Raw genomic sequence first — 23998 nt, 5'->3', positions numbered from 1 at the left:
ATGTATCTCGAAAAGCTCAATCCGCAGCAGCGCATGGCCGTCGAGCACGGCACGCTCACCGACGGCAGCCATATTGCCGGGCCGCTGCTGGTTATTGCCGGCGCCGGTTCCGGCAAGACGAATACCTTGGCGCATCGGGTCGCCCATCTGATCGTCAAGGGCGCCGACCCCCGCCGCATCCTGCTGATGACCTTCTCGCGCCGGGCGGCGGCCGAAATGGCGCGGCGCGTCGAGCGCATCTGCCGCGACGTGCTCGGTTCGAATGCCGGCGTCATGGCCGAGGCGCTTGCCTGGTCCGGCACTTTCCACGGCATCGGCGCCAGGCTGCTGCGCGACTATGCCCAGCAGATCGGCCTCGATGCCGATTTCACCATCCATGACCGCGAAGACAGCGCCGACCTGATCAACCTGATCCGGCACGATCTCGGCTTCTCCAAGACGGAAAGCCGGTTCCCGGCCAAGGGCACCTGCCTTGCCATTTATTCGAGGGCGGTGAATTCGGAGACGGCGCTCGACCAGGTGCTGCGCGACGCCTTTCCCTGGTGCGCGGCGTGGGAAAAACAGCTGCGCGAGCTTTTCGCCTGCTATGTCGAGGCCAAACAGAGCCAGAATGTGCTCGATTACGACGACCTTCTGCTCTACTGGGCGCAGATGGTCGGCGAGAGCGTGATTGCAGAGGATATCGGCAGCCGCTTCGACCATGTGCTGGTCGACGAATATCAGGACACCAACCGGCTGCAGGCCTCGATCCTGATGGCGCTGAAGCCCCAAGGCCAGGGCCTGACCGTCGTCGGCGACGATGCGCAGTCGATCTATTCCTTCCGCGCAGCGACAGTGCGCAACATCCTCGATTTTCCCGCAGCCTTCAGCCCGCCCGCCAATATCGTCACGCTCGACCGCAACTATCGCTCGACGCAGCCGATCCTGACAGCCGCCAATGCCGTCATCGATCTCGCCTCGGAGCGCTTCACCAAAAATCTCTGGACCGAGCGGCAATCCTCCGAGCGGCCGCGCCTCGTGACGGTGCGCGACGAGGCCGAGCAGGCGCGTTACGTCGCCGACAAGGTGCTCGACAACCGCGAGGAAGGCCTCAAGCTCAAGCAGCAGGCGGTGCTGTTTCGCGCCTCACATCACAGCGGGCCGCTGGAGGTCGAGCTGACCCGGCGCAACATTCCCTTCGTCAAGTTCGGCGGGCTGAAGTTTCTCGACAGCGCCCATGTCAAGGACATGCTGGCCGCCCTTCGCTTCGCGCAAAATCCGCGCGACCGGGTGGCGGGCTTCCGGCTGATGCAGATCCTGCCGGGCGTCGGCCCCTCGACGGCCCAGAAGGCGCTCGACCTGATGTCCGAGGATGCGAGCCCGCTGTCGGCGCTTGCCGCCATGCCGGCGCCGCCGCGCTCCGGCGAGGATTGGACTGATTTCGTTTCGATGCTGCAGGAGATGAAATCCGGCAAGGCCGGCTGGCCGGCGGAAATCGAGCTGGCGCGGCAATGGTACGCGCCGCATCTGGAACGGCTGCATGAGGACGCCGCGACGCGGCAAGCCGATCTCTTACAGCTCGAGCAGATTGCCGGCGGTTATGCCTCGCGCGAGCGTTTCCTCACCGAACTCACCCTCGATCCGCCGGATGCGACGAGCGACCAGGCCGGCGTGCCGCTGCTCGACGAGGATTATCTCATTCTCTCGACCATCCACTCGGCCAAGGGCCAGGAGTGGACGAGGGTCTTCATGCTGAATGTCGTCGACGGCTGCATTCCGAGCGATCTTGCCGTCGGCGCCACCGCCGAAATCGAGGAAGAACGCCGGCTGCTCTATGTGGCGATGACGCGCGCCCGCGACGGTCTCGACCTCGTCGTGCCGCAGCGCTTCTTCACCTACGGGCAGAATGCGCAGGGCGACCGCCACGTCTATGCCTCGCGCAGCCGCTTCATTCCGGCGACCCTGCTGCAATTCTTCGAGGCCTGCAGCTGGCCGCAGGTGAAATCGGATGCCGCCGCGCAAGCCCAGGCGCGGCAGGTGCGCATCGATGTCGGCGCCCGTATGCGCGGCATGTGGCGGTAATGCATGTCGCCCGGAAGTGTGCAGCGGTTCCGGGACAACGACATGCATAAAACCAAAAGACTAAAGCGCGCCGCAGGCAATCCGATCCTGCGGCGCGCTTTGGTTCGGCCCTGACCCGGCAGGTGCTCAGTAGTCCCAGAACACCGGCACCCAACGGAAGACGTCGCCGTCGACCGCCACCCGGCCGACCGACGGGAACGGCAGGTGGGTGGCCACCAGCTGTTCGCCGTTCGCCGCCAGCTCCCTGAGAAGATCGATGCGAACGCGAGCGGCCTCCTCGGGATTGTGTTCGAAACCATTATACCAATCGGGGTGCTCGAACCCGACCGCGAACACGGCATCGCCGGCGAATGTCAGCCGGTCGCCGCCGGATGCCAGGCGGACCACGCTATGGCCGGGGGTGTGGCCGCCGGTGCGTTGGACGACCACACCCGGCGCCACCTCGGACCGCTCGTCGAACAGCTTGAGATGGCTGCCGTACTCGCTGAGGAACCGCTTTGCCGTTGCCCGAAGCGCATCCGGAAAGCCGGGCGGCATGGATACGTGGCTGAAATCGGGCGCCTCCCAGAACTTGGTCTCCGCGGCCGCCACATGGATCCTCAGGTCGGAACGCAGCTGGTCCTTCACGCCATCGACGAGCAGCCCGCCGATGTGATCCATGTGCAGGTGGGTGAGCACCACGTCGGTCACCGATGCCAGATCGATGCCGGCACCCTCCAGTCGCTTGATCAACTGCCCGGCGCGCGGCAAGTTCAAGTCCGGATCCAGGCCCAGTCCGGCGTCGATGAGGATGGTCCGCCCGCCGCTGCGCACGAGGACCACGTTCAACGCCCAGTCGAAAGCGTCTCGCGGGAGGAACATATCGTCCAGCCAGACTGCCCGGTCAGCGGCGTCGGCGTTGTGTCCCAGCATCGTCGTCGGGAGCGGCAGCACGCCATCGCTGATGATCAGCACTTCGATTTCGCCGATCCGCACCGCATAGCGCGACGGAACCAATTCTTCGGGCTTCGGCCTGCCAGGCTCCTGCCGACCAGTCGTACGGGGTTTTGCTTCTGCCTGCGACATGATGCGCTCCTGTTGGTTCGTGATCGAGAGATGTCGGTTAAGGGTCACGTCGCGGACCCTATGCCGAAGCACGGTTGACGGTCGATCCGTTCAAAGGAGAGGGAAGGCTAGGCTTTAGCACAGGCCGGCCTACGGTTTCGGCGCGTCACGCCGAAGACTTGGTGTTGAAGAGGCTGGCATCAGGACGCAGAGGCTCTCGCCCGTCGCACGGTGCCGCGCGCATCCAGCATTCCGAGGATGAGAGCGTCAGAGAAAAAGCGGCGGCTCGGCCGGTTTCAGGAATTTCGCGATCGTTTCCGCCTTCACGGCCTCGACAGAGGCCGGCGACCATTTCGGATTGCGGTCCTTATCGATGACGGCGGCGCGGATGCCCTCGAAGAAGTCGGGATTATCCGGCATCTGCAGGCAGGCGCCGAGTTCGCGGCCGAGGCATTCGGCGAGCGAGGCGCTGCGGCGGCCGGCCCTCAAGAGCTGCAAAGCAAGCTTCAGGCTGGTCGGCGAGCGCGCCAGCAGCACACGGCGCGTCTCAGCGGCAAATTCGCCATCCTCCACGTCGAGCGCAGCCAGAATCTCCTCGACGCTGTTGAAACGGAAAGCGCGGTCGATCATTGTCGCGTTCTGTCGCAGCCGGCTCTCGCCCGGAGGTTCTGCGTACACCTGCAAGACGCTGTCGACATCGCCCGACGAACTGCCGCGCGGCAGGCCCGATAAGCTCTCGATCACTTCGCCGAGCCGCGACGAGGCGATCTGAAAATCGGCAAGGCGGGCATAGATCGCATCCGCTGCGCCGATATCGAGCCCGGTCAGGCCGAGCCATGTTCCGGCCTCGCCGGGTGCCTTCGGCAGCAACCAGGTGGCGCCGACATCGGGGACGTAGCCGATGCCGGTTTCCGGCATGGCAAGACGCGTGCGCTCGGTGACGATACGGTGGCGGCCGTGCGAGGACAGGCCGACGCCGCCGCCCATGGTGATGCCGTCCATCAGCGCGACATAGGGTTTGGGGTAGACGGCGATCATATGGTTGAGACGGAATTCTTCCCGCCAGAAGGTTCCGGCGAGGCCGTCGCCGGCTCGGGCGCTCTCATGCAGGGCGCGGATATCGCCGCCGGCGCAGAAACCGCGTTCGCCCTCCCCTGTTGCCACGACAGTCGTCACCTCGGCGTCGCGGGCAAAGCCATCCAACGCCTCGGTGATCGTCCGGATCATCGCCAGCGTCAGGCTGTTCAGCGCCCGCGGCCGGTTGAGCCGGATGATGCCGGCAGTGCCTCGCCGCTCGATGATGACTTCGCTGTCCTGCATGGTTCACCTCCGCTGTTGGAACATGCATAGACGACGATGCAAGATCGCTCCAGAGCATTTCAGGCCAGCCGTGATTGATCGATCAGGCCGACAGCGAATCCCGGGCGGATGCTTTTGCCTCGCAGCGAGCGGCATAGTCGATGGCGAGTTCCAGCGGCAGCGGCCGCGAAAAATAATAGCCCTGCGCCAGGCGAACGCCGATCGCCTTCAGCCCCTCGGCGATCGCTTCGCTTTCGACGCCCTCGGCGACGGAGGCGATGCCGAGGTTCTGGCAGAGGTTGGCGACCGAACGGGTGATGTTCATGCACCGGGCGTCACGGTCGAAATTCATCACGAAGCCCTTGTCGATCTTCAGCTTGTCGAAGGCGAGGCGATGAATGTGGCTGAGGCTCGAAAATCCGGTGCCGAAATCGTCGAGTGCGATCGAGATGCCGGCGGCGCGCAGCATCGTGATCACCCGGTCGGCGGTGTCGAAATCGGAGAGCAGCGCGGTCTCGGTGATTTCGAATTCGATGCGCTTCGGATCGACGCCGGAGCGGGTGATCATGGCCAGCAGCGCCATCGAGGTCTCGTGGTCGCAGATATCGCGGGCCGAGAGATTGAAGGACAGCCGCAGATGGCGCGGCATGATCGCCAGCGCTTCGAGCGCCTGGGCAAAGAGAATGCGCGTCATCCGGCCGATCACGGCGGTGCGCTCGGCGGCAGGGATGAAGGCTGAGGGACTGATGCGGCCGAAGCGGGCACTGTCCCAGCGGGCGAGCGCCTCATAGGCGACGACGCGGCCGCTCTGCAATTCGACGATCGGCTGATAATCGAGTTTCATCTCGCCCGCGAAGTCGTTTGCCTGCAGCTCCAGTTCGATCAGGTGGCGCTGGGTCAGGATTTTCTCATGATCGGCCGAGAAGAATTCGACGCCGCTGCTGCGCTTGCTCTTGACCTGATAGAGGGCAAAATCCGCCTTCTCGTAAAGATCTTCGGCCGTGTAACTGCCGGCTTCGGGATAGACGATGCCGCAGGAGCCGAAAACGCGGACCGAGCCGTCGGGGATTTCGTACGGGTTGCGGACGGTGGCGCAAAGCGCCTGACCGAGATCGGCGATTGCCTGGCGCGTCATCGAACAGGGAAAGATGATGCCGAATTCATCGCCGCCGAGACGCGAGACGATGCCCTCCTCGCCGACCAGCACCATGAAGCGCCGCGCCGTCTCCTTGAGCACGAGATCGCCGGCGGCATGACCGAAGACGTCGTTGACCGGCTTGAAGCCGTCGAGATCGATGATGCCGATGACGGGCGGGGTCGACGGATTTTTCTGCAGCCGTTCTTCCAGTGAGAGGAAGAAGCTGCGGCGATTGGCAAGGCCGGTCAGCTGGTCTTGCAGCGCGTTGCGGCTGTTGACGAGGTTCAGCTCCTCGGCTTCCTCCTGCTTGTGCTTCAGTTCCTCGGTCAGTTGCACCAGGCCGACGAAATTCTGGAAATAGCTGTTGATCACCCTGAGGAAGGGCAGGATCAGGAAAAGGCCGCTGACGGCGGTGGCGACGAATACCGGGTTGCCGGAGAACATGAAGGTCGCGATCATGGCCGAGAAGGTGATGACCGTGGTCATCGCCGCCGCCATCGGCAGGTGCATCAGGCAGAAGATGCAGGAAATGCCTGTGACAACGAGGAAATAGGCGATCTGGCCCTGCTGCGAAGCATCGCCATATTGGTAAAGCGCGATCGACCAGCTGCCGAAAGCGACAGTCAGGATGCCGGCGCCCGAGATGGTCACCTTCATCAGCCTATAGGCCCGCTCGGCGGTGATGTTTTCCTTGCCTCTGATCTCCCACCAGCAGAGACGGAAGACACAGACGACGCTCAAGGCCACCGGAATATAGAGCGACAGCCACAGCGGTGCGGATTTCAGATGGGTAATCGCCACCGCAAGCGCATTGATGACCAGCAGGATATAGAGAATGGGGATCTGCGACGACAGGGCCCGAAACTGCGCCATCAGAAGCGTCGGATTGTCTTTTCGCAGCTGCAATGAGGCCAGAAAGTTCTTCATCTTCTCTTATCCGTCGGCCGGAGCCAGCCAGCGAAAGCTTGATGTTTCCTTATTCACGTCATGTCATTCGAAGCCCGCGGGCGCGGAGTTAAACGGCAGTCGCCGCCGGACACCGCTCAGAAGGATGCGGCGGCAAGTGCCCGGTGGATGCTGTGCAGATCATCGACGTTTCTGTTCGACAGGAAGAGTTCCCAATCCAGCGAGCTCTGGACGATGGTCTCAAGCGAATCGTAGCGGGGCTTCCAGTCCAGCACCTGCCGGGCGAGCGAAGGATCGGCGACGACGCTGGCCGAATCGCCGGCGCGCCGCGGCGCCATGTGAATCTTGAAGGAATGCCCGTGCAGGCGGGTGACCATGTTCAAGACGTCGAACACGGAATAGCCGCTGCCATAACCGCAATTGGCGACGAGCGGGCCCTTGTCCCTGCGCAGGTGCTGCAGCGCTTTCAGATGCGCATCGGCGAGGTCGGTGACGTGGATGTAGTCGCGCACGCCGGTGCCGTCATGGGTGGGATAGTCGATGCCGTAGACATGGACGCTGTCACGCTTGCCGAGCGCTGCCTCGCAGGCAACCTTGATGAGGTGCGTGGCGCCCGAAGTCGACTGGCCGGCGCGGTGGTGCGGGTCCGCGCCGGCGACGTTGAAGTAGCGAAGCGCGACATAGTTGAAATCATAGGCCGCGGCAGCATCGCGCAGCATGAATTCGGTCATCAGCTTCGACTGACCATAAGGGTTTTCCGGATTGAGGGGAGCCGTCTCCTTTACCGGCAGGTCCGTCTGCTGCTGGCCGTAAACGGCGGCCGTCGAGGAGAAGACGAAATTGCGGATGCCGGCCTTGATCGCGGCGGAGAGAAGCGCCCGGGTCTTGCCGGAATTGTTGTCGTAATAGGAAAGCGGATCGGCGACCGAGACCGGGACGACGGCGGAGCCGGCGAAATGGATGATCGCCTCGATGTCGTTTTCGATGAAGATCTTCTTCAAGATGTCGGGATCGGCAATGTCGCCAAGGTAGAAACGCGCCGCCGGCGCCACGGCCCAGCGGAAGCCGGTGGAGAGGCGGTCGAGCACGACCACATCCTCGCCCGCATCGATGAGCGCCCAAACCATGTGACTGCCGATATAACCGGCCCCGCCCGTCACCAAAACCGCCATGTCCCACACCCCGCTTCAATTCATGAGCAGGGGCATCAGGCGCCGGTTTTCTTTCCGATTTTCTTATCACGGCGCCGTTGGAAGGCTTTTGAACGGGTATGTTTGGAGTCGTGGTTAGAGGCCGATTTCGGTCTTTGCTACAGTTTTATCGATCTGGCGATTCCGGCACGAAATCGTCCCGGCAGGGCGCGCGCCGCGCCCTCTCAGCGCTTGAGGATATAGTCGCAGAGCCGCTCGGCCGCGATCGCCACCTGGGCGGGATCACGCAGGAAACAGGCGCGCAGGAAGCGCTCGCCGCCGGCGCCGAAGGCAGCCCCGGGAGCAAGACCGACGCCTGTCTTGTCGACGATGTCGATCGCGGCGCTGCGGCTATCGGCAACGCCGTCGATCTTGAGGAACGCATAGATCGCGCCGTCCGGCTTCAGCGTCTCGACCCGATTGGTGGCAATCAGCGCGTCGCAGAGGATATCGCGCGACCGGGCCGCCTTGGCGATATTGGCGGCGACGAAATCATCGCCTTGATCAAGGGCTGCGACGGCGCCCTTCTGCATGAACTGCGCCACGCCCGATGTCGAATACTGGATGAGATTTTCGAGCACCTGGCCCATCTCGGGAGGTGCCACGATCCAGCCGACGCGCCAGCCCGTCATCGACCAGTTTTTCGAGAAGGAATTGACAAAGACGATCTTGTCGTCCGGCTCCATCACGTCGAGGAACGAGGCCGCGCGGCCGCCGGCGAAGTGATAGCGCGCGTAGATCTCGTCGGCCATGATCCAGAGATCATGTTTGCGGGCGAGCGCCAGGATATCGCCGAGGTCCTTTCTGGTTGCGGTCCAGCCGGTCGGGTTCGAGGGCGTATTGATGAACAGCCCCCGGGTCTTTGGCGTGATCGCGGCTTCGACGCGCTCGAGATCGACCGTCCATTTGCCGCCTTCGAACTGCAGTGTGACGCCGACAGAGCGCGCACCTGCTATTTCGAGGGCTGCGGCAATATTCGGCCAGGCGGGGGTGAGGTAAACGAATTCGTCGCCAGGCGAGGTCAGCGCCTGCACGCAGATCTGGATCGCCTGCATGCCGGAGCCGGTGACGTAGAAATGCTCGGCCGGAAGGCGGAGGGAAAAATGCCTGACATAATAATCCGACAGCGCCCGGCGAAGTTCCGGAATGCCGCGCTGCCAGGTATAGAAGGTCTCACCTGATGCAAGCGCATCCATCGCCGCCCTGCTGATGAAGTCGGGCGTCGGCAGGTCGCCTTCACCGACCCAGAGCGGCAACAGGCCTTCACGGCCGCGGGCATAATTGACGACTTCGACGATTCCGCTTTCGGGCGCCGCTATGGCGCGCGGGCTGAGGCTTTCCACGATCGACATGCATATCTCCGGTTTCCGCCTTCATAGCGGATTTGCGCCGGCAAATCCTATGATAACAAGTGATGGCATATCGATTTTCGTGATGAATGGCGGCCCGCCCGACAGCGGGCCGACGACCGATCAGACGGCGGGGCGTTTGGCCAGCAGATCGCGGATCTCGGTCAGCAGCTGGACGTCGGCCGGCGGCGGCGGCAATTGTTCCGGCTCCTGCTTTTCCTGACGCTCGACCTGCTGGCGCAGATAGTTCACCGCCTTGACCATCAGGAAGATAATCCAGGCAAGGATCAAGAAATTGATGAGGACGGTGAGGAAGCTGCCATAGGCGAAGACCGCCCCTTGGGCGCGGGCGGCGGCGAGTGTCGGCGCATTGACGGCCGACGAGAGCGGCAGGAAATAATTGGAAAAATCGAAGCCGCCGAAAATGGCGCCGACGATCGGCATGATAAGGTCGTCGACCAGCGATTTGACGATGCCACCGAAGGCACCGCCGATGATGACGCCGACTGCAAGATCCATGACATTGCCGCGGGCGATAAAGGCCTTGAACTCATTGAGCATCGGATCCGTCTCCCTTCGATCCCATTTCAGAGATATGCCGTTGTTTCGATTAGCTACATTTTCGTTGTAATTAATCAATCGGCAATCGCAATTATCTGGCGAAGTCGCCACCGGCCTTTGACTTAAGGTGTAGATGGACGGGAATTTTCAAGGCAGCTGAAATGCCTTAAGCTGACCTCGTTGGGAGGTGCCGGCGACCTTTTCGCCGGCGGAGGATCAATGCTTCCAGGCTGGGTCATATTCGCGTCTGCCTTCGGCTATCTGCTCCTGCTTTTCGCCGTGGCAAGCTACGGCGACCGCAAGAACCGCGGCCCGGGAGCGCTCGAAGGCGGATGGCCCGTCGTCTATGCGCTGAGCCTTGCGATCTATTGCACCTCCTGGACCTATTTCGGCAGTGTCGGGCTTGCCGCGCAACGCGGCCTGGAATTTGCCGGCATCTATATCGGCCCCGTCCTGGTCTTCACGCTCGGCATGCCGCTGCTTCGCCGCATCATCGAGCTCGCCAAGGCGGAGAAGCTCACCTCGGTCGCCGATTTCGTCGCCGCGCGCTACGGCAAGAACCCGACGGTCGCAACGATCGTGGCGCTGATCTCGCTGATCGGCACCGTTCCCTATATCGCGCTGCAACTGAAGGCGATCTCGAGCACCGTCGGCGCCATGGTCAACCCGTCCGATTACGGCATCGGCAGCGGCAATCTCTATTTCCTCGACCTGCCGCTCGTCGCCACCCTGGTGCTCGCCTGTTTCGCTATCATGTTCGGCACGCGGCATACGGATGCGACGGAACACCAGGACGGCCTTATCCTCGCCGTCTCGATGGAATCGGTGGTCAAGCTCGTCGCCTTCCTCACGGCCGGCATCTGCGTCATCTGGTTTCTCTTCGATGGCCCCACCAATCTCTGGCAGAAGACCGTCGAAAACGACCTGGTCATGTCGGCGCTCGCTTACCATACGCCAATCAGCCGCTGGATCACGCTGATCATTCTGTCGGCCTTCGCGATCATCATGCTGCCGCGGCAATTCCATGTGACGGTGGTCGAAAACCGGACGGCGAAGCAGCTGAAACTCGCAGGCTTTCTGTTTCCCGCTTATCTCATATCAATCAATCTCTTCGTGCTGCCGGTGGCGATCGGCGGACTCCTGACCTTCGGCGGCGCCGGCAATGCCGATTTCTACATGCTGTCGCTGCCGCTGGCCGGCGAGATGCCGGTGGTGTCGCTGATCATCTTCATCGGCGGCTTCTCTGCCGCCACCGCGATGGTCATCGTCGATTCCGTGGCGCTGTCGATCATGGTGTCAAACGACATCATCATGCCGATTTTCCTGAGGCGCAAACTGGCCGGCCGTGCCGGCCAGCGCGACGATTTCGCCAAGACGCTGCTTAACATTCGCCGCAGCGCCATCTTCGCCGTGCTGCTCTTCGGCTATGCCTATTACCGCTCGACCGACAGCACCGCCGGGCTTGCCTCGATCGGCCTGCTCTCCTTTGCGGCGATCGCGCAGATCGCGCCTGCGCTGTTCGGCGGGCTGATCTGGCGACGGGCGAATGCGCGCGGCGCCATCCTCGGACTGACCTCCGGCTTCGTCATCTGGATCTATCTCTTGTTCCTGCCCTCGCTCGGCGGGCCTGATTATTCCTATGTGGCGAGCGCCGTACTCGGCTTCATCTTTCCCGGCTCGACGCTGTTTACCGCGCCCGGGGCGGATCCGCTGGTCAATGCGACCGTCATGAGCCTACTCGTCAACACCGCCTTCTTCATCATCGGCTCGCTCACCCGCAATGCCCGGCCGCTGGAGCGCATCCAGGCCGGCATCTTCGTCAAACGGCATTCGCGCTCGCAGTTCGCCACGCGCGGCTGGAAGACCCGCATCAGCGTCGGCGATCTCAAGGCGGCGATCTCGCGTTATCTCGGCGAAGAGCGCATGCAGCGCTCGTTCACCACCTACGAACAGAGCTCCGGCCGCAAGCTGGAGGACGAACAGCAGGCCGACATGGCGCTGATCCATTTCAGCGAACAGCTGCTCGGCAGCGCCATCGGCTCGTCCTCTGCCCGCCTCGTATTGTCGCTGATCCTGCAGAAGATCGAGGACGCCTCGTCCGACACCGCCTGGCTGCTCGATCAGGCAAGCGAGGCGCTGCAATATAACCAGGACATGCTGCAGACGGCGCTGTCGCAGATGGATCAGGGCATTGCCGTCTTCGACAGTTCCAACCGGCTGACGATCTGGAACCGGCGCTTCCGGCAATTGCTTGAGCTGCCCGAGAATGCCGGCCAGGTCGGCTTTCCCCTCTCCGAGATCGTCACCATCCTCAGCCAGCGCGGCGACATCGCGCCCGGCGATCTGCAGCAGACGGTGCGGCATTTCCTGACGCTCGACAAACCCTTCGCACTGGTGCTCGGTGGCGGCGAGCGGATCATCGAGGTGCGCTCCAACGCCATGCCCGACAAAGGCATCGTCGCCACCTTCACCGATATCACCCAGCGCGTCAGCGCCGATCGGGCGCTGAAACAGGCGAATGAGACGCTGGAGCAGCGCGTCGCCGAACGCACGGCCGAGCTGACCCGCGTCAACCGCGAACTCGCCGAAGCGCGGGCCGCCGCCGACGAGGCGAATATCGGCAAGACCCGCTTCTTCGCCGCCGCCGGCCACGACATCCTGCAGCCGCTCAACGCCGCCAGGCTCTATTCCTCGGCACTGGTCGAGCGCATGGCGCAATCCGACAACAGCCCGATCGTGCGCAACATCGATTCAGCACTGGAATCGGTCGAAACCATCCTGGGCGCGGTGCTCGATATCTCCAGGCTCGATACTGGCGCCATGCGGCCGCGGCTTGCCTCGGTCGCGCTTTCCGACCTCTTGGAGCGGATCGAGACCGATTTTGCGCCGATCGCCCGGGAGAAACAGCTGAAGCTGGTGGTCATGCCGACATCGCTGCGCGTCCGCTCAGACCCGAACCTTCTGCGCCGCCTGGTGCAGAACCTCGTTTCCAACGCCATCAAATACACGATCACCGGCAAGGTGCTGGTCGGGGCGCGGCGGCGCGGCAACCAGGTGATCATCCAGGTGATCGATTCCGGCATCGGCATTCCGCCATCGAAATTCCGCACCGTGTTCAAGGAATTCGCGCGGCTGGACGAAGGCGCCAAGACTGCTTCCGGCCTCGGGCTCGGCCTTTCGATCGTCGACCGCATCGCCCGCGTGCTCAACCATCCGGTCGAGCTGCTCTCGACGCATGGCAGGGGCACTGAATTTCGCATCTCCATGCCGCTCGACGTCTCACGCCCGGCCGAGGCTGCTGCAGCCGTCACCCCCGCAGACCGCCCGGGGCAGCCGCTCAAGGGACTGAAAATCCTCTGCATCGACAACGAGCCGAAGATCCTGGAAGGCATGCGGTTGCTGCTCAGCGGCTGGGGCTGTGAGGTGACGGCGGTGGATTGCCTTGCCGAGGTGATCGCTATGGACGGCCGGGATGGGCCGCCGGATCTCGCCATCGCCGATTATCATCTCGACGACGGCACCGGGCTTGCCGCAATCCTGCATCTGCGCCGGCAGTTCGGCATCGACATCCCCGCCTTGCTTGTTACCGCCGACCGCACGCCTGAAGTGCGCAGCGAGGCCGAGCGCTACGGCATCGCCGTTCAACACAAGCCGGTGCGGCCGGCGGCGCTACGCGCCTATATCACCCAGATATCGGGCCTCAAGCGCGCCGCCGCGGAGTAAGGCAAGTTCAGCCAGGCGTGCTCATGATGCGCGAAACGAGATCGCGCACACGCGCCGCATCAGGCACGTCGTCGAACAGGATGCGGTACATGATCGGCGCCACCACCTGATCCATGACGATATCGATGTCCGGAAAGGCCTCGCCGCGCGCCTTCGCCCTCTCGGCAATGACGACGATCTGCTGACGCGTATATTCGCAGCACTTGCAGGCATTGGCTCCGGCCTGCGCCGCCAACACGTCGCGGATCATCTCGCGGCCCGGCCCGGAGGACATTTCCTCGGCATATTGTTCGGCCCAGGCCTGAAGATCGGCCCTGCCGCTGCCGGCGTCGACCGGCTGCATATCCGGCCGCAGCCGCTCGACGGCGACATCGGCGAGGAGCTCCTGCAGGTCGCCCCAGCGGCGATAGATGGTCGACGGCGTCACGCCCGCCCTGGCGGCGATCAGCGGGATCGTCACTTCGGCACGACTCATCTCGGCCAACAGATCGCGCGTCGCCTTGTGCACCGACGCCTGCACGCGAGCGCTTCGTCCGCCCGGACGGAGATTTTCTTTCACTGCCATGCCTGCAACCCGATCTTCGTCCTGCCATCGATGGTTCAAAATCTTTGACAGGAGCATAAACGCAAATAATTTGCCTTTGCGGCTTATTCGCCCTACATGGAGCTAACGCAATGGGTTAGCTTTAAGGGGCTTATATATGTTCGCTGCCGTCAAATCCACAGAGAATGCGCCGCGCCCCTCGATCGGTTTTCATGCGCTGACACTCGCCACCTTCTTCGGTGCCTCCTCGGTGCCGACGCCGCTCTACCGGATCTATCAGGAGAACTTTTCCATCTCGCCGGTGCTGATCACCGTGATCTTCGCCGTCTACGCCTTTGCGCTTCTGGCGGCGCTGCTGACCGCCGGCTCGATCTCCGATCATCTCGGCCGTCGGCCAGTGATCTTTTCAGCGCTACTGCTCGAAATCGTCGCCATGGTTCTCTTCGTCGCCGCCAGCGGTCCCGTCTGGCTGATCGCGGCGCGGATCGTCCAGGGCATTGCCACCGGCATCGCCGGCGCCTCGCTCGGAGCAGCCCTCGTCGATGTCGACCGGGCGAAGGGCCAGATCGTCAATTCGATTGCGCCGCTTTGCGGCATGGCGGTGGGTGCGGTCGGCACCAGCGCCCTGATCCAGTATGGCCCCTTCCCGATGCATCTGGCCTATGCGCTGCTCTTCGTCGCCTTCGCGCTGCAGGCCGCCGCCATCTGGCTGATCCCCGAAACCGGCGGCACGCGGCCGGGTGCGCTCGGTTCGCTGGTACCGCGGGTTTCCATTCCGCCGCAGGCGAAGCGGCCGCTCTCGCTGGTGACGCCGATCAATATCGCCAACTGGACGCTCGGCGGCTTCTACCTTTCGCTGGTCCCGTCCCTGGTCGCCAGCACGACCGGCAGCACCGCGCCGCTGACGGGAGGAGCGGTCGTCGCCGCACTGACGGCGAGCGGAGCGATCGCCGTCTATCTTAGGCGCGGCAAGACGGCCCAGGCCAATCTCGGCTTCGGCGTATCGGCAAAGACTCTTGGTATCCTGACGGTCGTTGCCGGCGTGCATCTCGCAAACGTGCCGCTGCTGCTGATCGGCACGATTTTTACCGGCGCGGGTTTCGGCACCAATTTCCTCGGCTCGCTCGGCACCATCATGCCGCTTGCCAAAGCGGACGAGCGGGCCGGACTGCTGTCGGCCTTTTACATCCAGAGCTATCTCGCCTTCAGTCTGCCGGCGATCCTTGCTGGCTTCTTGGCGAAATCCGCCGGTTACCAGGTGACGACGGATATTTATGCGAGCGCCATCCTGCTGTTGCTGGCCGTCGGGATCACGGCTGTTCGCGCCGGCCGGGGAAAGGCGGCGGAGAATGCGGCTTGATTCCGGGGGGAGTGTTCACGGCTGGAGATCCAGCAGTGCCCGGCCGCTGCCATCCATGGTGAAAGGCACCGAGGCGTGCTGGTGGGCGACCAGCCAGCGGCCATCCTGCTTGACGAGGCCGAGGGTCTGACGGAACCAGAGATCGACTTCGGTGCCATCGGTCTTGGTCCCGGTCATCCGCGTGAGGCCACTCCAGAAAGCGACACCCTCGCCGACCGTCAGTTTGGCATCACGCACTTCGCCGCCGATCGGACCTTCCCAGGTGTCGAACCAGGCCTGCAGGCCCGCCTCGTCCTTGCCGTTGATGACCAGCGGCGGCGCCAGGGAAAATTCCACGGAATCTTCGGCCTCGTAGGAAAGCGCCTCCTCGGCGTTCTTTTCCCCCAGCGCCCTGGCCCGCATCATCAGCATGGCGATGACCGCTTCTTCCTCCCTGACATTTGCTTCGTCTTTCACGGCCGTTCTCCTTCTCCGTTATGGACAGAGGACGCGCGGCAGGAGGACGATCCGACAATGATGCATTTCAATCTTGGCATTCCGCGTTTTGCTGGAATTGCTTCAGAGATAACTGGTCACTTCAGGCTCGTTCCACCAGGCATCGTGCCTGCCATCGGCGTAACGGACAGGCAGCGCCGCCAGTTCCTCGGGCGTGATATTATCCAGGCAGGCGATGTTGATCGAGACGTAAGCGCCGCCGATCGCCTCGACGTAACCGTCGCCATAGGCGGGCACGCCGCAGGTGCGGCAGAAGCGGTGATGGCCGCTCATCGTGTTGAACTGGTAATCCGACGTCTCCGCCGGATCGCACATCAGCCGAAAATCCTCTGGCTTGACGTTGGCGCCCCAATAGCGCCGCTTGGCGCAGATCGAACAATTGCAGCGGCCGGTGCCGGCTTCGAGGTCCATGTCCACCTCGTAACGCACTTTGCCGCAATGGCAGCTTCCCCGATAGGTCCTCTTCATGGCGCGCTCCTCCTTCGACGTTGCATCAGGCTCTTCGATATGACAATATGTTGTCACTATGGATGAGATACAAAATAGACAACATGTTGTCAAACAAAATCGACCCGAGCGAACGGTCGAAGGAGACGCCTTCTCCGCTTTCGCGATCACAGCTCTGCGTCTCGCCGGTCACCTGACCGCCGCCGGCGACCGGTTGGCGAAGCCTGCAGGACAAACCAGCGCGCGCTGGCAGGTGCTGGCCGCGGCAAGGCGCGGCGACCTCTCGGTGGCGCAGATCGCCCGCGCGCTCAGCCTCGCCCGACAGGGCGTGCAGCGGCTGGCCGATGTGCTGGAGGATGAAGGGCTGATCGCCTATACCGACAACCCACAGCACCAGCGCGCCAAGCTGGTGCGGTTGACGGCGGAAGGAGCGGGGCGGCTCGGTACGATCGAGATGGCGCAGGCGGGATGGGCAAACGGGGTGGGCGCGGCGTTTACGGCAGCGGAGCTTGATGCGGCGCGGACTGTCATGGCGCGGGTGATGGAGATGATGGAGGTCGACGAGGTACCCGGCAATTGAGCAATTCGCCCCCGTGATGATGCGCCCGCCGTTGACCGGAAACAAAAAAAGGCCGGGTTAACCCGACCTTCCCTGCCATCTCAACGAACCGTGCCAGTACATCCGTGGTCACGATCCGGAGATGATATTCAAGCCTTTGAAGGCTCAGGCCGCCTGGAGGCGGTCTGCCGACATCTTGCCGGACTTGTTGTCGCGGACGAGATCGTAGGACAGCTTCTGGCCATCCTTGAGGTCACGCATACCGGCGCGCTCAACGGCCGAAATGTGGACGAAAACGTCGGCGGCGCCGTCATCCGGCTGAATGAATCCGAAGCCCTTGGTTGCGTTGAACCACTTAACAGTACCTGTGTTCATGACGATATCCTTTTCGAATCGCTCATAGAAGATTGCAGCCCGGGCAAAGCCCAAGCGGCGATGAAAACCGATTTTGGAGGAAGGTCGTCAGGAACGACGCAAGCGCCGTTTCAAAGTTCATCTAGCAAGATCGATGTGCGAGGATGTAATTGCAAATTGTGTCCGCGGCAAGGCGTCGGCAAGGGAAAGTCGAAATCGTGCTCTTGGGGCGGCAGGGTCTTTGCCGTCGTGCCGCGGCGCCCTCCTCTGCCCTGCCGGGCATCTCCCCCACAGGTAGGGAGATTGGCCTGGGCGCACCGGCCTCCCCAAACAACTGGCGTCACAGCCGGGCGAAACGGTAGAGAGGCGGGAAGGTTTTTCCATTTGCCGATCTCCCGACCTGTGGGGGAGATGCCCGGCAGGGCAGAGGGGGGGCGGCCACGGCACAATGGCAAAGACGGTCCCGTAAAACCCACACCGCGAAAACGACTTACGCCGCCGCCCCCATCTTCGCATAGGGATCGAACCGCCCGTAAAACGTCTCACCCCTGGCAGCCATGTCCTTCAGCAGCGGTGTCGGCTTAAAGTGATCTCCGTAAGCTCCCGCTAACTTTTCCGCCAGTTCCACAAAAGCCTTTGCGCCCATCCCGTCGATATAGCTCAGCGCCCCGCCGGTATAGGGCGCGAAGCCGAAGCCGAGGATCGAACCGACGTCGGCTTCGCGCGGATCGGTGACGATGCCTTCTTCGACCGTGCGGGCGGCTTCGAGCGCGATGGCGACGAGGAAGCGCTGCTTCAGCACCGCGACATCGACCTCATCCGCCTTCTTCTGCGGATAGAAGTCCTTGAGCTCGGGCCAGAGCGACTTCTTCGCCGGTTTCGGCGGATAGTCGTAGAAGCCTTTGGAATTCTTGCGGCCGAAGCGGCCCTCCTTCTCCACCATGCGGGAGATCAACTCCATGTGCCTGGGGTCGATAGCCTTCTCGCCGAGATCGGCAACGGTCGCCTTGAGGATCCTCAGCGACAGGTCGATGGCGACCTCGTCGTTGAGCGCCAGCGGACCGACCGGCATGCCGGCCATCTTGGCAGCATTCTCGATCATGGCAGGCGGCACGCCTTCGATCAGCATGTCGTAGCTTTCCGACATGTAGCGCAGCACGCAGCGATTGACGAAGAAACCGCGGGTGTCGTTGACGACGATCGGCGTCTTCTTGATCGCGGCGACGTAATCAAGCGCGACGGCCAGCGCCTTGTCGCCGGTCTCCTTGCCGAGGATGACCTCGGTCAGCATCATCTTCTCCACGGGCGAGAAGAAGTGGATGCCGATAAAATCGGCCGGGCGTCTGGAATTCTTCGCAAGACCCGTGATCGGCAGGGTCGAGGTATTGGAGGCGAAGATCGCCCCTTCGGGCAGCACGGCTTCAACCGCCTCGATGACCGCTTTCTTCACACCGCGATCTTCGAACACCGCCTCGATGACGAGATCGGCATTGGCGAGATCGGCATAATCGGCCGAAGGCGTGATGCGGGAGAGGAGGGCTGCCGCCTCGTCCTGCGTCAGCCGTCCCTTACCGATAGAATCCTTGACGAGGCCTTCGGAGACGGCCTTGCCCTTAGCGGCGGCCTCCATGTCGCGGTCGATCAGCGTCACCGGGAGACCGGCAGCAGCCGTGACATAGGCAATCGAGGCGCCCATGAAGCCGGCGCCGACGACGCCGACATGCTTGAGCTCGGTCTTGGCAATGCCGGCAGGGCGACGGGCGCCCTTGCCAAGCTCCTGCATGGAGATGAACAGCGAGCGGATCATCGAGAAGGCTTCGCGGGTCTGCAGCACCTCGGTGAAATAACGCTGCTCGATCTTCAGCCCGGTATCGAATGGCACCTGCAGGCCTTCATAGACGCATTTCAGGATAGCGAGTGCTGCCGGATAATTGCCCGATGTTTCCCGGCGCAGGATCGCCGGCGCGGCCGGCCAGAGCTGGGCGGAGGCCGGCGTCCAGATGCCGCCGCCCGGCAGCTTGAAGCCCTTCTCGTCCCAGGGGGCAACCGGCTTCAGGCCATCCTTGATCATCTGCTTGGCGGCGGGGATCAGTTGATCCGGCTCGACCACCTGATGCACGAGGTTCATCGCCTTGGCGCGCGAGCCGCTCAGCGACTGACCCGTCGTCATCATCTGCAGCGCGTCCTGGGCGTTCGCCAGCCGCGGCACGCGCTGGGTGCCGCCGGCGCCGGGGAAGATACCGACCTTGACCTCGGGCAGCGCGATCTTGACGCTCTTGGCATTCGAAGCGACGCGGCCATGGCAGGCAAGCGACAGTTCAAAGGCGCCGCCCATGCAGGTGCCGTTGATCGCCGACACCCAGGGCTTGCCCGAGGTTTCGAGCTTACGGAACAGGCCGCTCATCCGGCCGACGAGACCGAAGAGCGTCTGCACCGCCTTCTCCGGGCTCCTGGCCTTCTCCTCTTGATAGGAGCTGAACATCGACTTGATCATCGACAGATCGGCGCCGCCGGAGAAGGAGGATTTGCCTGATGTGAAGACGACACCCTTGACGGCGGCGTCGGCAGTGGTCGCGTCGATGATGGCGTTGAGCTCTTCCATCACCTCGGCGGTGAAGACGTTCATCGATTTGCCGGGCATGTCCCAGGTGACGAGCGCGATGCCGTCGGCGTCGGTTTCGATCGTGAAATTGGTGTAGCTGCTCATTGGGAATTCCTCTCCCTGAAGTCTCTTGCGGTGAAGCCCTCCCTTATGGAGAGGGTTCCGATCCATCAAACGCGTTCGATAACGGTTGCCGTGCCCATGCCGGCGCCGATGCAGAGCGTTACCAGCGCGGTGTTGAGGTCACGACGTTCCAGCTCGTCGAGCACGGTGCCGAGGATCATGGCGCCGGTGGCGCCGAGCGGATGGCCCATGGCGATGGCGCCGCCATTAACGTTGATCCTGTCGTGGTCGATGTCGAAGGCCTGCATGTAGCGCAGCACGACGGCGGCGAAGGCTTCGTTCAGCTCGAAGAGGTCGATATCCGACAGGCGCATGCCGGTCCGTTTCAACAGCTTCTCGGTGACGTCGACCGGCCCGGTCAGCATCAAAGCCGGATCGGAGCCGATATTGGCGAAAGCCTTGATGCGGGCGCGCGGCTTCAACCCCATGCTTTCACCGCCGGCTTTGGAGCCGAGCAGCACGGCGCCGGCACCATCGACGATGCCGGAGGAATTGCCGGCGTGGTGGACATAGTTGATCCGTTCGATCTCGGGATGAGCTTGGATGCCGACGGCCTCGAAGCCGCCCATCTCGCCGGGCATCTGGAAGGACGGGTTGAGGGAGGCGAGCGCCTGCATATCGGTGCCGGGACGCATGTGCTCGTCCTTATTGAGGATCGTCAGGCCGTTCTGATCCTTGACCGGAACGACCGACTTGTCGAACCAGCCCTGCTCCCAGGCATGGGCGGCGCGCCGCTGGCTCTCGACCGCGTAGGCGTCGACATCGGTCCTGCTGAAACCGTATTTGGTGGCGATGAGATCGGCCGATACGCCTTGCGGCATGAAATAAGCCGGGAAATTCACCGAAGGGTCCATGAACCAGGCGCCGCCCGACATGCCGAGGCCGACGCGCGACATGCTTTCGACGCCGCCGGCGATGACGATGTCGTCGGCGCCTTGGGCGATCTTGCCGGCGCCGAAATTGACGGCATCGAGGCCGGAGGCGCAGAAGCGGGAGATCTGCATTCCGGGCGCGCGGGTGGAGTAGCCGGCTTCGAAAGCGGCAGCCTTGGGGATGACGGCGCCGGCATCCATGACCGGATCGACGCAGCCCATGATGATGTCGTCGACGGTGGTGGTGTCGAGCCCGTTGCGGTCGCGGATCGCTTCCAGGCTCTTGGCCGCAAGGCGGACGGACGGCACTTCATGCAGGGCCCCGTCCTTCTTGCCGCGGCCGCGCGGCGTGCGGACGTGATCGTAAATGAAAACCTCAGTCATTGTCTCGTCTCCCTGACGGCGCGGCGGCGCCGGTGAATTTCAACTCCCCTTCTCCCTTCGGGCAGAAAGTGGCCGAAGATGAGGGGGCGCTCGCGGCAAACTCGGCCTTGCTTGCGCGCGGCCGTTCGCTCCTTCGTCGCTCACCCCCTCATCTGTCCTTCGGACATCTTCTCCCCGCTGGGAAGAAGGGGGAACCTCTATTAAAACGCTTCCGCTGCCAGCTCCATCATCGTGTCGGCGCCGGCTTCGATGCGGGCCTTGCGCAGCGCGGTTTCCGGCATGATGCGCTCCATGAAGAAGCGGGCGGTGACCAGCTTGTTCTTCAGGAAGGCCTCGCGGGTCCCGTCGCCTGACGCAAGTCCGTCCTCGGCGGCCTTTGCCATCTTCGCCCACATATAGCCGAGAACAACGAGGCCGAAGAGGTGCATGTAGTCGGTCGAGCCGGCGCCGGCATTGTCGGGCTTGGCCATGGCGTTCTGCATGAACCACATGGTCGCACCCTGTACGTCGTTCAAGCCCTTCTTCAGATGCTTGGTGAAGAAGGAGAGCTTTTCGTCGCTGCGGTTCTCCTCGCAGAAACCGCCGATTTCCTTGAAGAGCGCCATGGCGGCGCGGCCGCCGTTCAGGGCGAGCTTGCGGCCGACGAGATCGAGCGCCTGGATGCCGTTGGCGCCTTCATAGATCATGGCGATGCGGGCATCGCGCACATACTGGCTCATGCCGTGTTCTTCGATATAGCCGTGGCCGCCGAACACCTGCTGGGCCATGACGGCGTGATCGAAGCCGCGGTCGGTCATCACGCCCTTGAGGATCGGGGTGACGAGGCCGAGAATGTCGTCGGCGGTCTGGCGCTCCTTCTCGTCGGTGGCGCGGTGAGCGATATCGGATTTCAGCGCGGTCCAGAGCAGGAAGGCGCGGCCGGCCTCGTTAAAGGCGCGGATGGTCATCAGCGACCGGCGGATATCGGGATGGACGATGATCGGATCGGCCTTCTTATCCGGGGCCTTGACGCCGGAAAGCGAGCGGCCCTGGATGCGGTCGCGGGCATAGTTGGCGGCATTCTGATAGGCGATTTCGGAAATGGCGATGCCCTGCAGGCCGACCATCAGGCGGGCCTCGTTCATCATCACGAACATGGCGTTGAGTCCGCGGTTTTCGGCGCCGATCAGGAAGCCGGTCGCCTCGTCATAGTTCATGACGCAGGTGGCGTTGCCGTGAATGCCCATCTTGTGCTCGATCGCGCCGCAGGTGACGGCGTTGCGCTCGCCAAGGGCGCCGTCCTTGCCGATCAGGTATTTCGGCACGATGAAGAGCGAGATGCCCTTGGTGCCCTCTGGCGCGCCCTCGATGCGGGCCAGAACCAGATGAACAATGTTGTCGGTCAGATCATGCTCGCCGGCAGAGATGAAGATCTTCTGGCCGGATATTTTATAGCTGCCGTCCGCCTGCGGCACCGCACGGGTGCGCAACATGCCGAGATCGGTGCCGCAATGCGGCTCGGTCAGGTTCATTGTGCCGGACCAGGAACCGTCGACCATCTTCGGCAGATAGGTTTCCTTCTGTTCCTGCGTGCCATGGACGAGGATCGCGGCGATTGCGCCCTGGGTCAGGCCGGGATACATCATCAGCGACATGTTGGCGGCGGAAGTATATTCGCCGACGGCGGCATGCAGCGTATAGGGAAGCCCCTGCCCGCCGAATTCTTCCGGCACCGCAAGGCCGATCCAGCCGCCTTCACGATAGGCGTTATAGGCTTCCCTGAAGCCCTTCGGCGTCGAGACACTGGCGTCATCCTGCCGTCTGCAGCCTTCCTGGTCGCCGGAATAATTGACCGGAAAAAGAACTTCTTCAGCCACCTTGGCCGCCTCGCCGAGGATGGCCTCGATCATATCGGGCGTCGCTTCGGCAAAACCGGGAAGATTGTTGTAGCGTTCGAGGCCCAGCACGTCGTTCAGAACGAAAAGCGTATCGTTCACCGGGGCCTTGTAGACTGGCATCTCTCAAATTCCTCCCATTCAAATAACCGGATCGCGCCGGCCCTGGTCATCGTCTTACAAAATATTGACGTTTGCGTAAACGTCAAATTCTGCACCTTTGCCTTCTTTTCATGAAAAAATTCCACGGCTGAGGAGACGTCATCTCCCCTTCCTTGTCCATGCTGGAATGGCCTATAAGCGGAACCGTCGTTCAATCCGCAATTCGGGAATGCCAGAGGGGATCGGCGGGATGATCAGTTTCGAGGCGATCAGGCAGCGTGCGGAGCAGCGAAAAGGCGGTGCGGCAGCGCTGCAGGCATTGCTGGAGAAACACCGGCCGGATCACGACCGGCTGCGCAGCATGCCCGACCACCGCATCCTGGCCGACATGACCCGCCGCATTTTCTATAGCGGCTTCGTGCAGAAGGTGATCGATGCGAAATGGCCGGGCTTCGAGGCGGCGTTTTCCGGCTTCGATCCGGCGGCGCTGAATATCGCGCCCGACGATTACTGGCATGAGCTGACATCGGACGAGCGGATCATCCGCAACGGCGCGAAGATCATGTCGGTTCGCGCCAATGCCGCCTTCGTCAGAGAGCTGGTGAGGGAACATGGCAGCGCCGGCGCCTTCTTCGCCGACTGGCCGCGGGAGGACCAGATCGGCCTTCTCGAGCTGTTGAACAAACGCGGCAGCCGGCTCGGCGGCATGACCGGCCAGTATTTCCTGCGCGGCATCGGCCGCGACAGCTTCGTCGCCACGCTCGACGTGCTCGCCTGCCTGAGATCGGCCGGCGTGCCGCTCTCCTCCTCCGGTACGACCAAGAAGGATCAGCAGCTGATCCAACAGGCCTTCAATGAATGGGCCGGGGAGACCGGTCTTCCCTTCATTCATCTGTCGCGCATCAGCGCCTATTCGATCGACGCGCCGCGCTGAAATTCCAGTCGGACGATGGCTATCCGATCCGGCGAATTTCACAGCAATTGCCGCCTAAAACGGCCTTTCGACCGCAA

18 protein-coding genes are annotated in these 23998 nt (G+C 62.9%); 5 read left to right on the top strand and 13 right to left on the bottom strand.

Annotation, left to right across the window (positions count from 1 at the left end):
* Positions 1–2061, top strand: coding sequence for an ATP-dependent helicase (locus AMK02_RS03005; protein WP_064800605.1), 2061 nt, complete (start codon positions 1–3; stop codon positions 2059–2061).
* 126 nt (positions 2062–2187) lie between these two features.
* Here the strand turns inward: AMK02_RS03005 and AMK02_RS03000 are convergent, their stop codons facing one another.
* From AMK02_RS03000 to mscL, 6 genes are all read right to left on the bottom strand, one after another.
* The gene (locus AMK02_RS03000) at positions 2188–3126 is read right to left on the bottom strand and encodes an MBL fold metallo-hydrolase (protein WP_064800604.1); all 939 of its coding nucleotides are present in this window, start codon (positions 3124–3126) and stop codon (positions 2188–2190) included.
* Positions 3127–3372: 246 nt separating this feature from the next.
* Positions 3373–4425, bottom strand: coding sequence for an enoyl-CoA hydratase/isomerase family protein (locus AMK02_RS02995; RefSeq protein WP_064800603.1), 1053 nt, complete (start codon positions 4423–4425; stop codon positions 3373–3375).
* Positions 4426–4507: 82 nt separating this feature from the next.
* Positions 4508–6469: a putative bifunctional diguanylate cyclase/phosphodiesterase gene (locus tag AMK02_RS02990; protein WP_064800602.1), complete on the bottom strand. Its 1962-nt coding sequence runs from the start codon at positions 6467–6469 to the stop codon at positions 4508–4510.
* Between the two features lie 116 nt (positions 6470–6585).
* Complete coding sequence (galE, locus tag AMK02_RS02985; RefSeq protein WP_064800601.1) at positions 6586–7620, bottom strand: UDP-glucose 4-epimerase GalE; 1035 nt, start codon at positions 7618–7620, stop codon at positions 6586–6588.
* A gap of 203 nt (positions 7621–7823) precedes the next feature.
* The gene (locus AMK02_RS02980) at positions 7824–8990 is read right to left on the bottom strand and encodes a pyridoxal phosphate-dependent aminotransferase (protein ID WP_064800600.1); all 1167 of its coding nucleotides are present in this window, start codon (positions 8988–8990) and stop codon (positions 7824–7826) included.
* A 120-nt stretch (positions 8991–9110) separates the two neighbouring features.
* Positions 9111–9548 carry a large conductance mechanosensitive channel protein MscL gene (gene mscL / locus AMK02_RS02975; RefSeq protein ID WP_011423936.1) on the bottom strand — a complete coding sequence of 146 codons (438 nt, stop codon included), beginning with the start codon at positions 9546–9548 and terminating at the stop codon, positions 9111–9113.
* Positions 9549–9767: 219 nt separating this feature from the next.
* On the opposite strand from mscL, the gene AMK02_RS02970 reads away from it, so the two are divergent.
* On the top strand, positions 9768–13271 hold the full coding sequence (locus AMK02_RS02970; RefSeq protein WP_064800599.1) for a PAS domain-containing hybrid sensor histidine kinase/response regulator: 3504 nt from the start codon (positions 9768–9770) through the stop codon (positions 13269–13271).
* Positions 13272–13278: 7 nt separating this feature from the next.
* Here the strand turns inward: AMK02_RS02970 and AMK02_RS02965 are convergent, their stop codons facing one another.
* On the bottom strand, positions 13279–13836 hold the full coding sequence (locus AMK02_RS02965; RefSeq protein ID WP_064805890.1) for a TetR/AcrR family transcriptional regulator: 558 nt from the start codon (positions 13834–13836) through the stop codon (positions 13279–13281).
* A gap of 136 nt (positions 13837–13972) precedes the next feature.
* Here AMK02_RS02965 and AMK02_RS02960 point away from each other — a divergent pair, with 136 nt between their 5' ends.
* Positions 13973–15175, top strand: a complete 1203-nt coding sequence (locus tag AMK02_RS02960) for an MFS transporter (protein ID WP_064800598.1) — start codon at positions 13973–13975, stop codon at positions 15173–15175.
* A 15-nt stretch (positions 15176–15190) separates the two neighbouring features.
* Here AMK02_RS02960 and AMK02_RS02955 read toward each other — a convergent pair whose 3' ends face one another.
* Together AMK02_RS02955 and AMK02_RS02950 are read right to left on the bottom strand one after the other, a co-directional pair.
* Positions 15191–15631: a YybH family protein gene (locus AMK02_RS02955; protein ID WP_064800597.1), complete on the bottom strand. Its 441-nt coding sequence runs from the start codon at positions 15629–15631 to the stop codon at positions 15191–15193.
* A 102-nt stretch (positions 15632–15733) separates the two neighbouring features.
* Positions 15734–16138 carry a GFA family protein gene (locus AMK02_RS02950; RefSeq protein WP_064800596.1) on the bottom strand — a complete coding sequence of 135 codons (405 nt, stop codon included), beginning with the start codon at positions 16136–16138 and terminating at the stop codon, positions 15734–15736.
* Positions 16139–16196: 58 nt separating this feature from the next.
* Between AMK02_RS02950 and AMK02_RS02945 the strand changes: the two genes are divergently transcribed.
* Positions 16197–16697 carry a MarR family winged helix-turn-helix transcriptional regulator gene (locus AMK02_RS02945; RefSeq protein WP_064800595.1) on the top strand — a complete coding sequence of 167 codons (501 nt, stop codon included), beginning with the start codon at positions 16197–16199 and terminating at the stop codon, positions 16695–16697.
* Positions 16698–16841: 144 nt separating this feature from the next.
* Here AMK02_RS02945 and AMK02_RS02940 read toward each other — a convergent pair whose 3' ends face one another.
* From AMK02_RS02940 to AMK02_RS02925, 4 genes are all read right to left on the bottom strand, one after another.
* Positions 16842–17051: a cold-shock protein gene (locus AMK02_RS02940; RefSeq protein ID WP_011423929.1), complete on the bottom strand. Its 210-nt coding sequence runs from the start codon at positions 17049–17051 to the stop codon at positions 16842–16844.
* 469 nt (positions 17052–17520) lie between these two features.
* Positions 17521–19737: an FAD-dependent oxidoreductase gene (locus AMK02_RS02935; protein WP_064800594.1), complete on the bottom strand. Its 2217-nt coding sequence runs from the start codon at positions 19735–19737 to the stop codon at positions 17521–17523.
* Positions 19738–19802: 65 nt separating this feature from the next.
* Positions 19803–21011 carry an acetyl-CoA C-acetyltransferase gene (locus AMK02_RS02930; RefSeq protein WP_064800593.1) on the bottom strand — a complete coding sequence of 403 codons (1209 nt, stop codon included), beginning with the start codon at positions 21009–21011 and terminating at the stop codon, positions 19803–19805.
* 200 nt (positions 21012–21211) lie between these two features.
* Positions 21212–23008: an acyl-CoA dehydrogenase C-terminal domain-containing protein gene (locus AMK02_RS02925; RefSeq protein ID WP_064800592.1), complete on the bottom strand. Its 1797-nt coding sequence runs from the start codon at positions 23006–23008 to the stop codon at positions 21212–21214.
* A 229-nt stretch (positions 23009–23237) separates the two neighbouring features.
* On the opposite strand from AMK02_RS02925, the gene AMK02_RS02920 reads away from it, so the two are divergent.
* Positions 23238–23921: a DNA-3-methyladenine glycosylase I gene (locus tag AMK02_RS02920; protein ID WP_064805888.1), complete on the top strand. Its 684-nt coding sequence runs from the start codon at positions 23238–23240 to the stop codon at positions 23919–23921.
* The last annotated feature ends 77 nt before the right edge of the window (positions 23922–23998 follow it).

The sequence above is a fragment of the Rhizobium sp. N731 genome (assembly GCF_001664145.1).
GTDB lineage: Bacteria > Pseudomonadota > Alphaproteobacteria > Rhizobiales > Rhizobiaceae > Rhizobium > Rhizobium esperanzae.
Note: the sequence above shows the minus strand (reverse complement) of the source record. Positions and strands in the feature narration are given on the sequence as shown.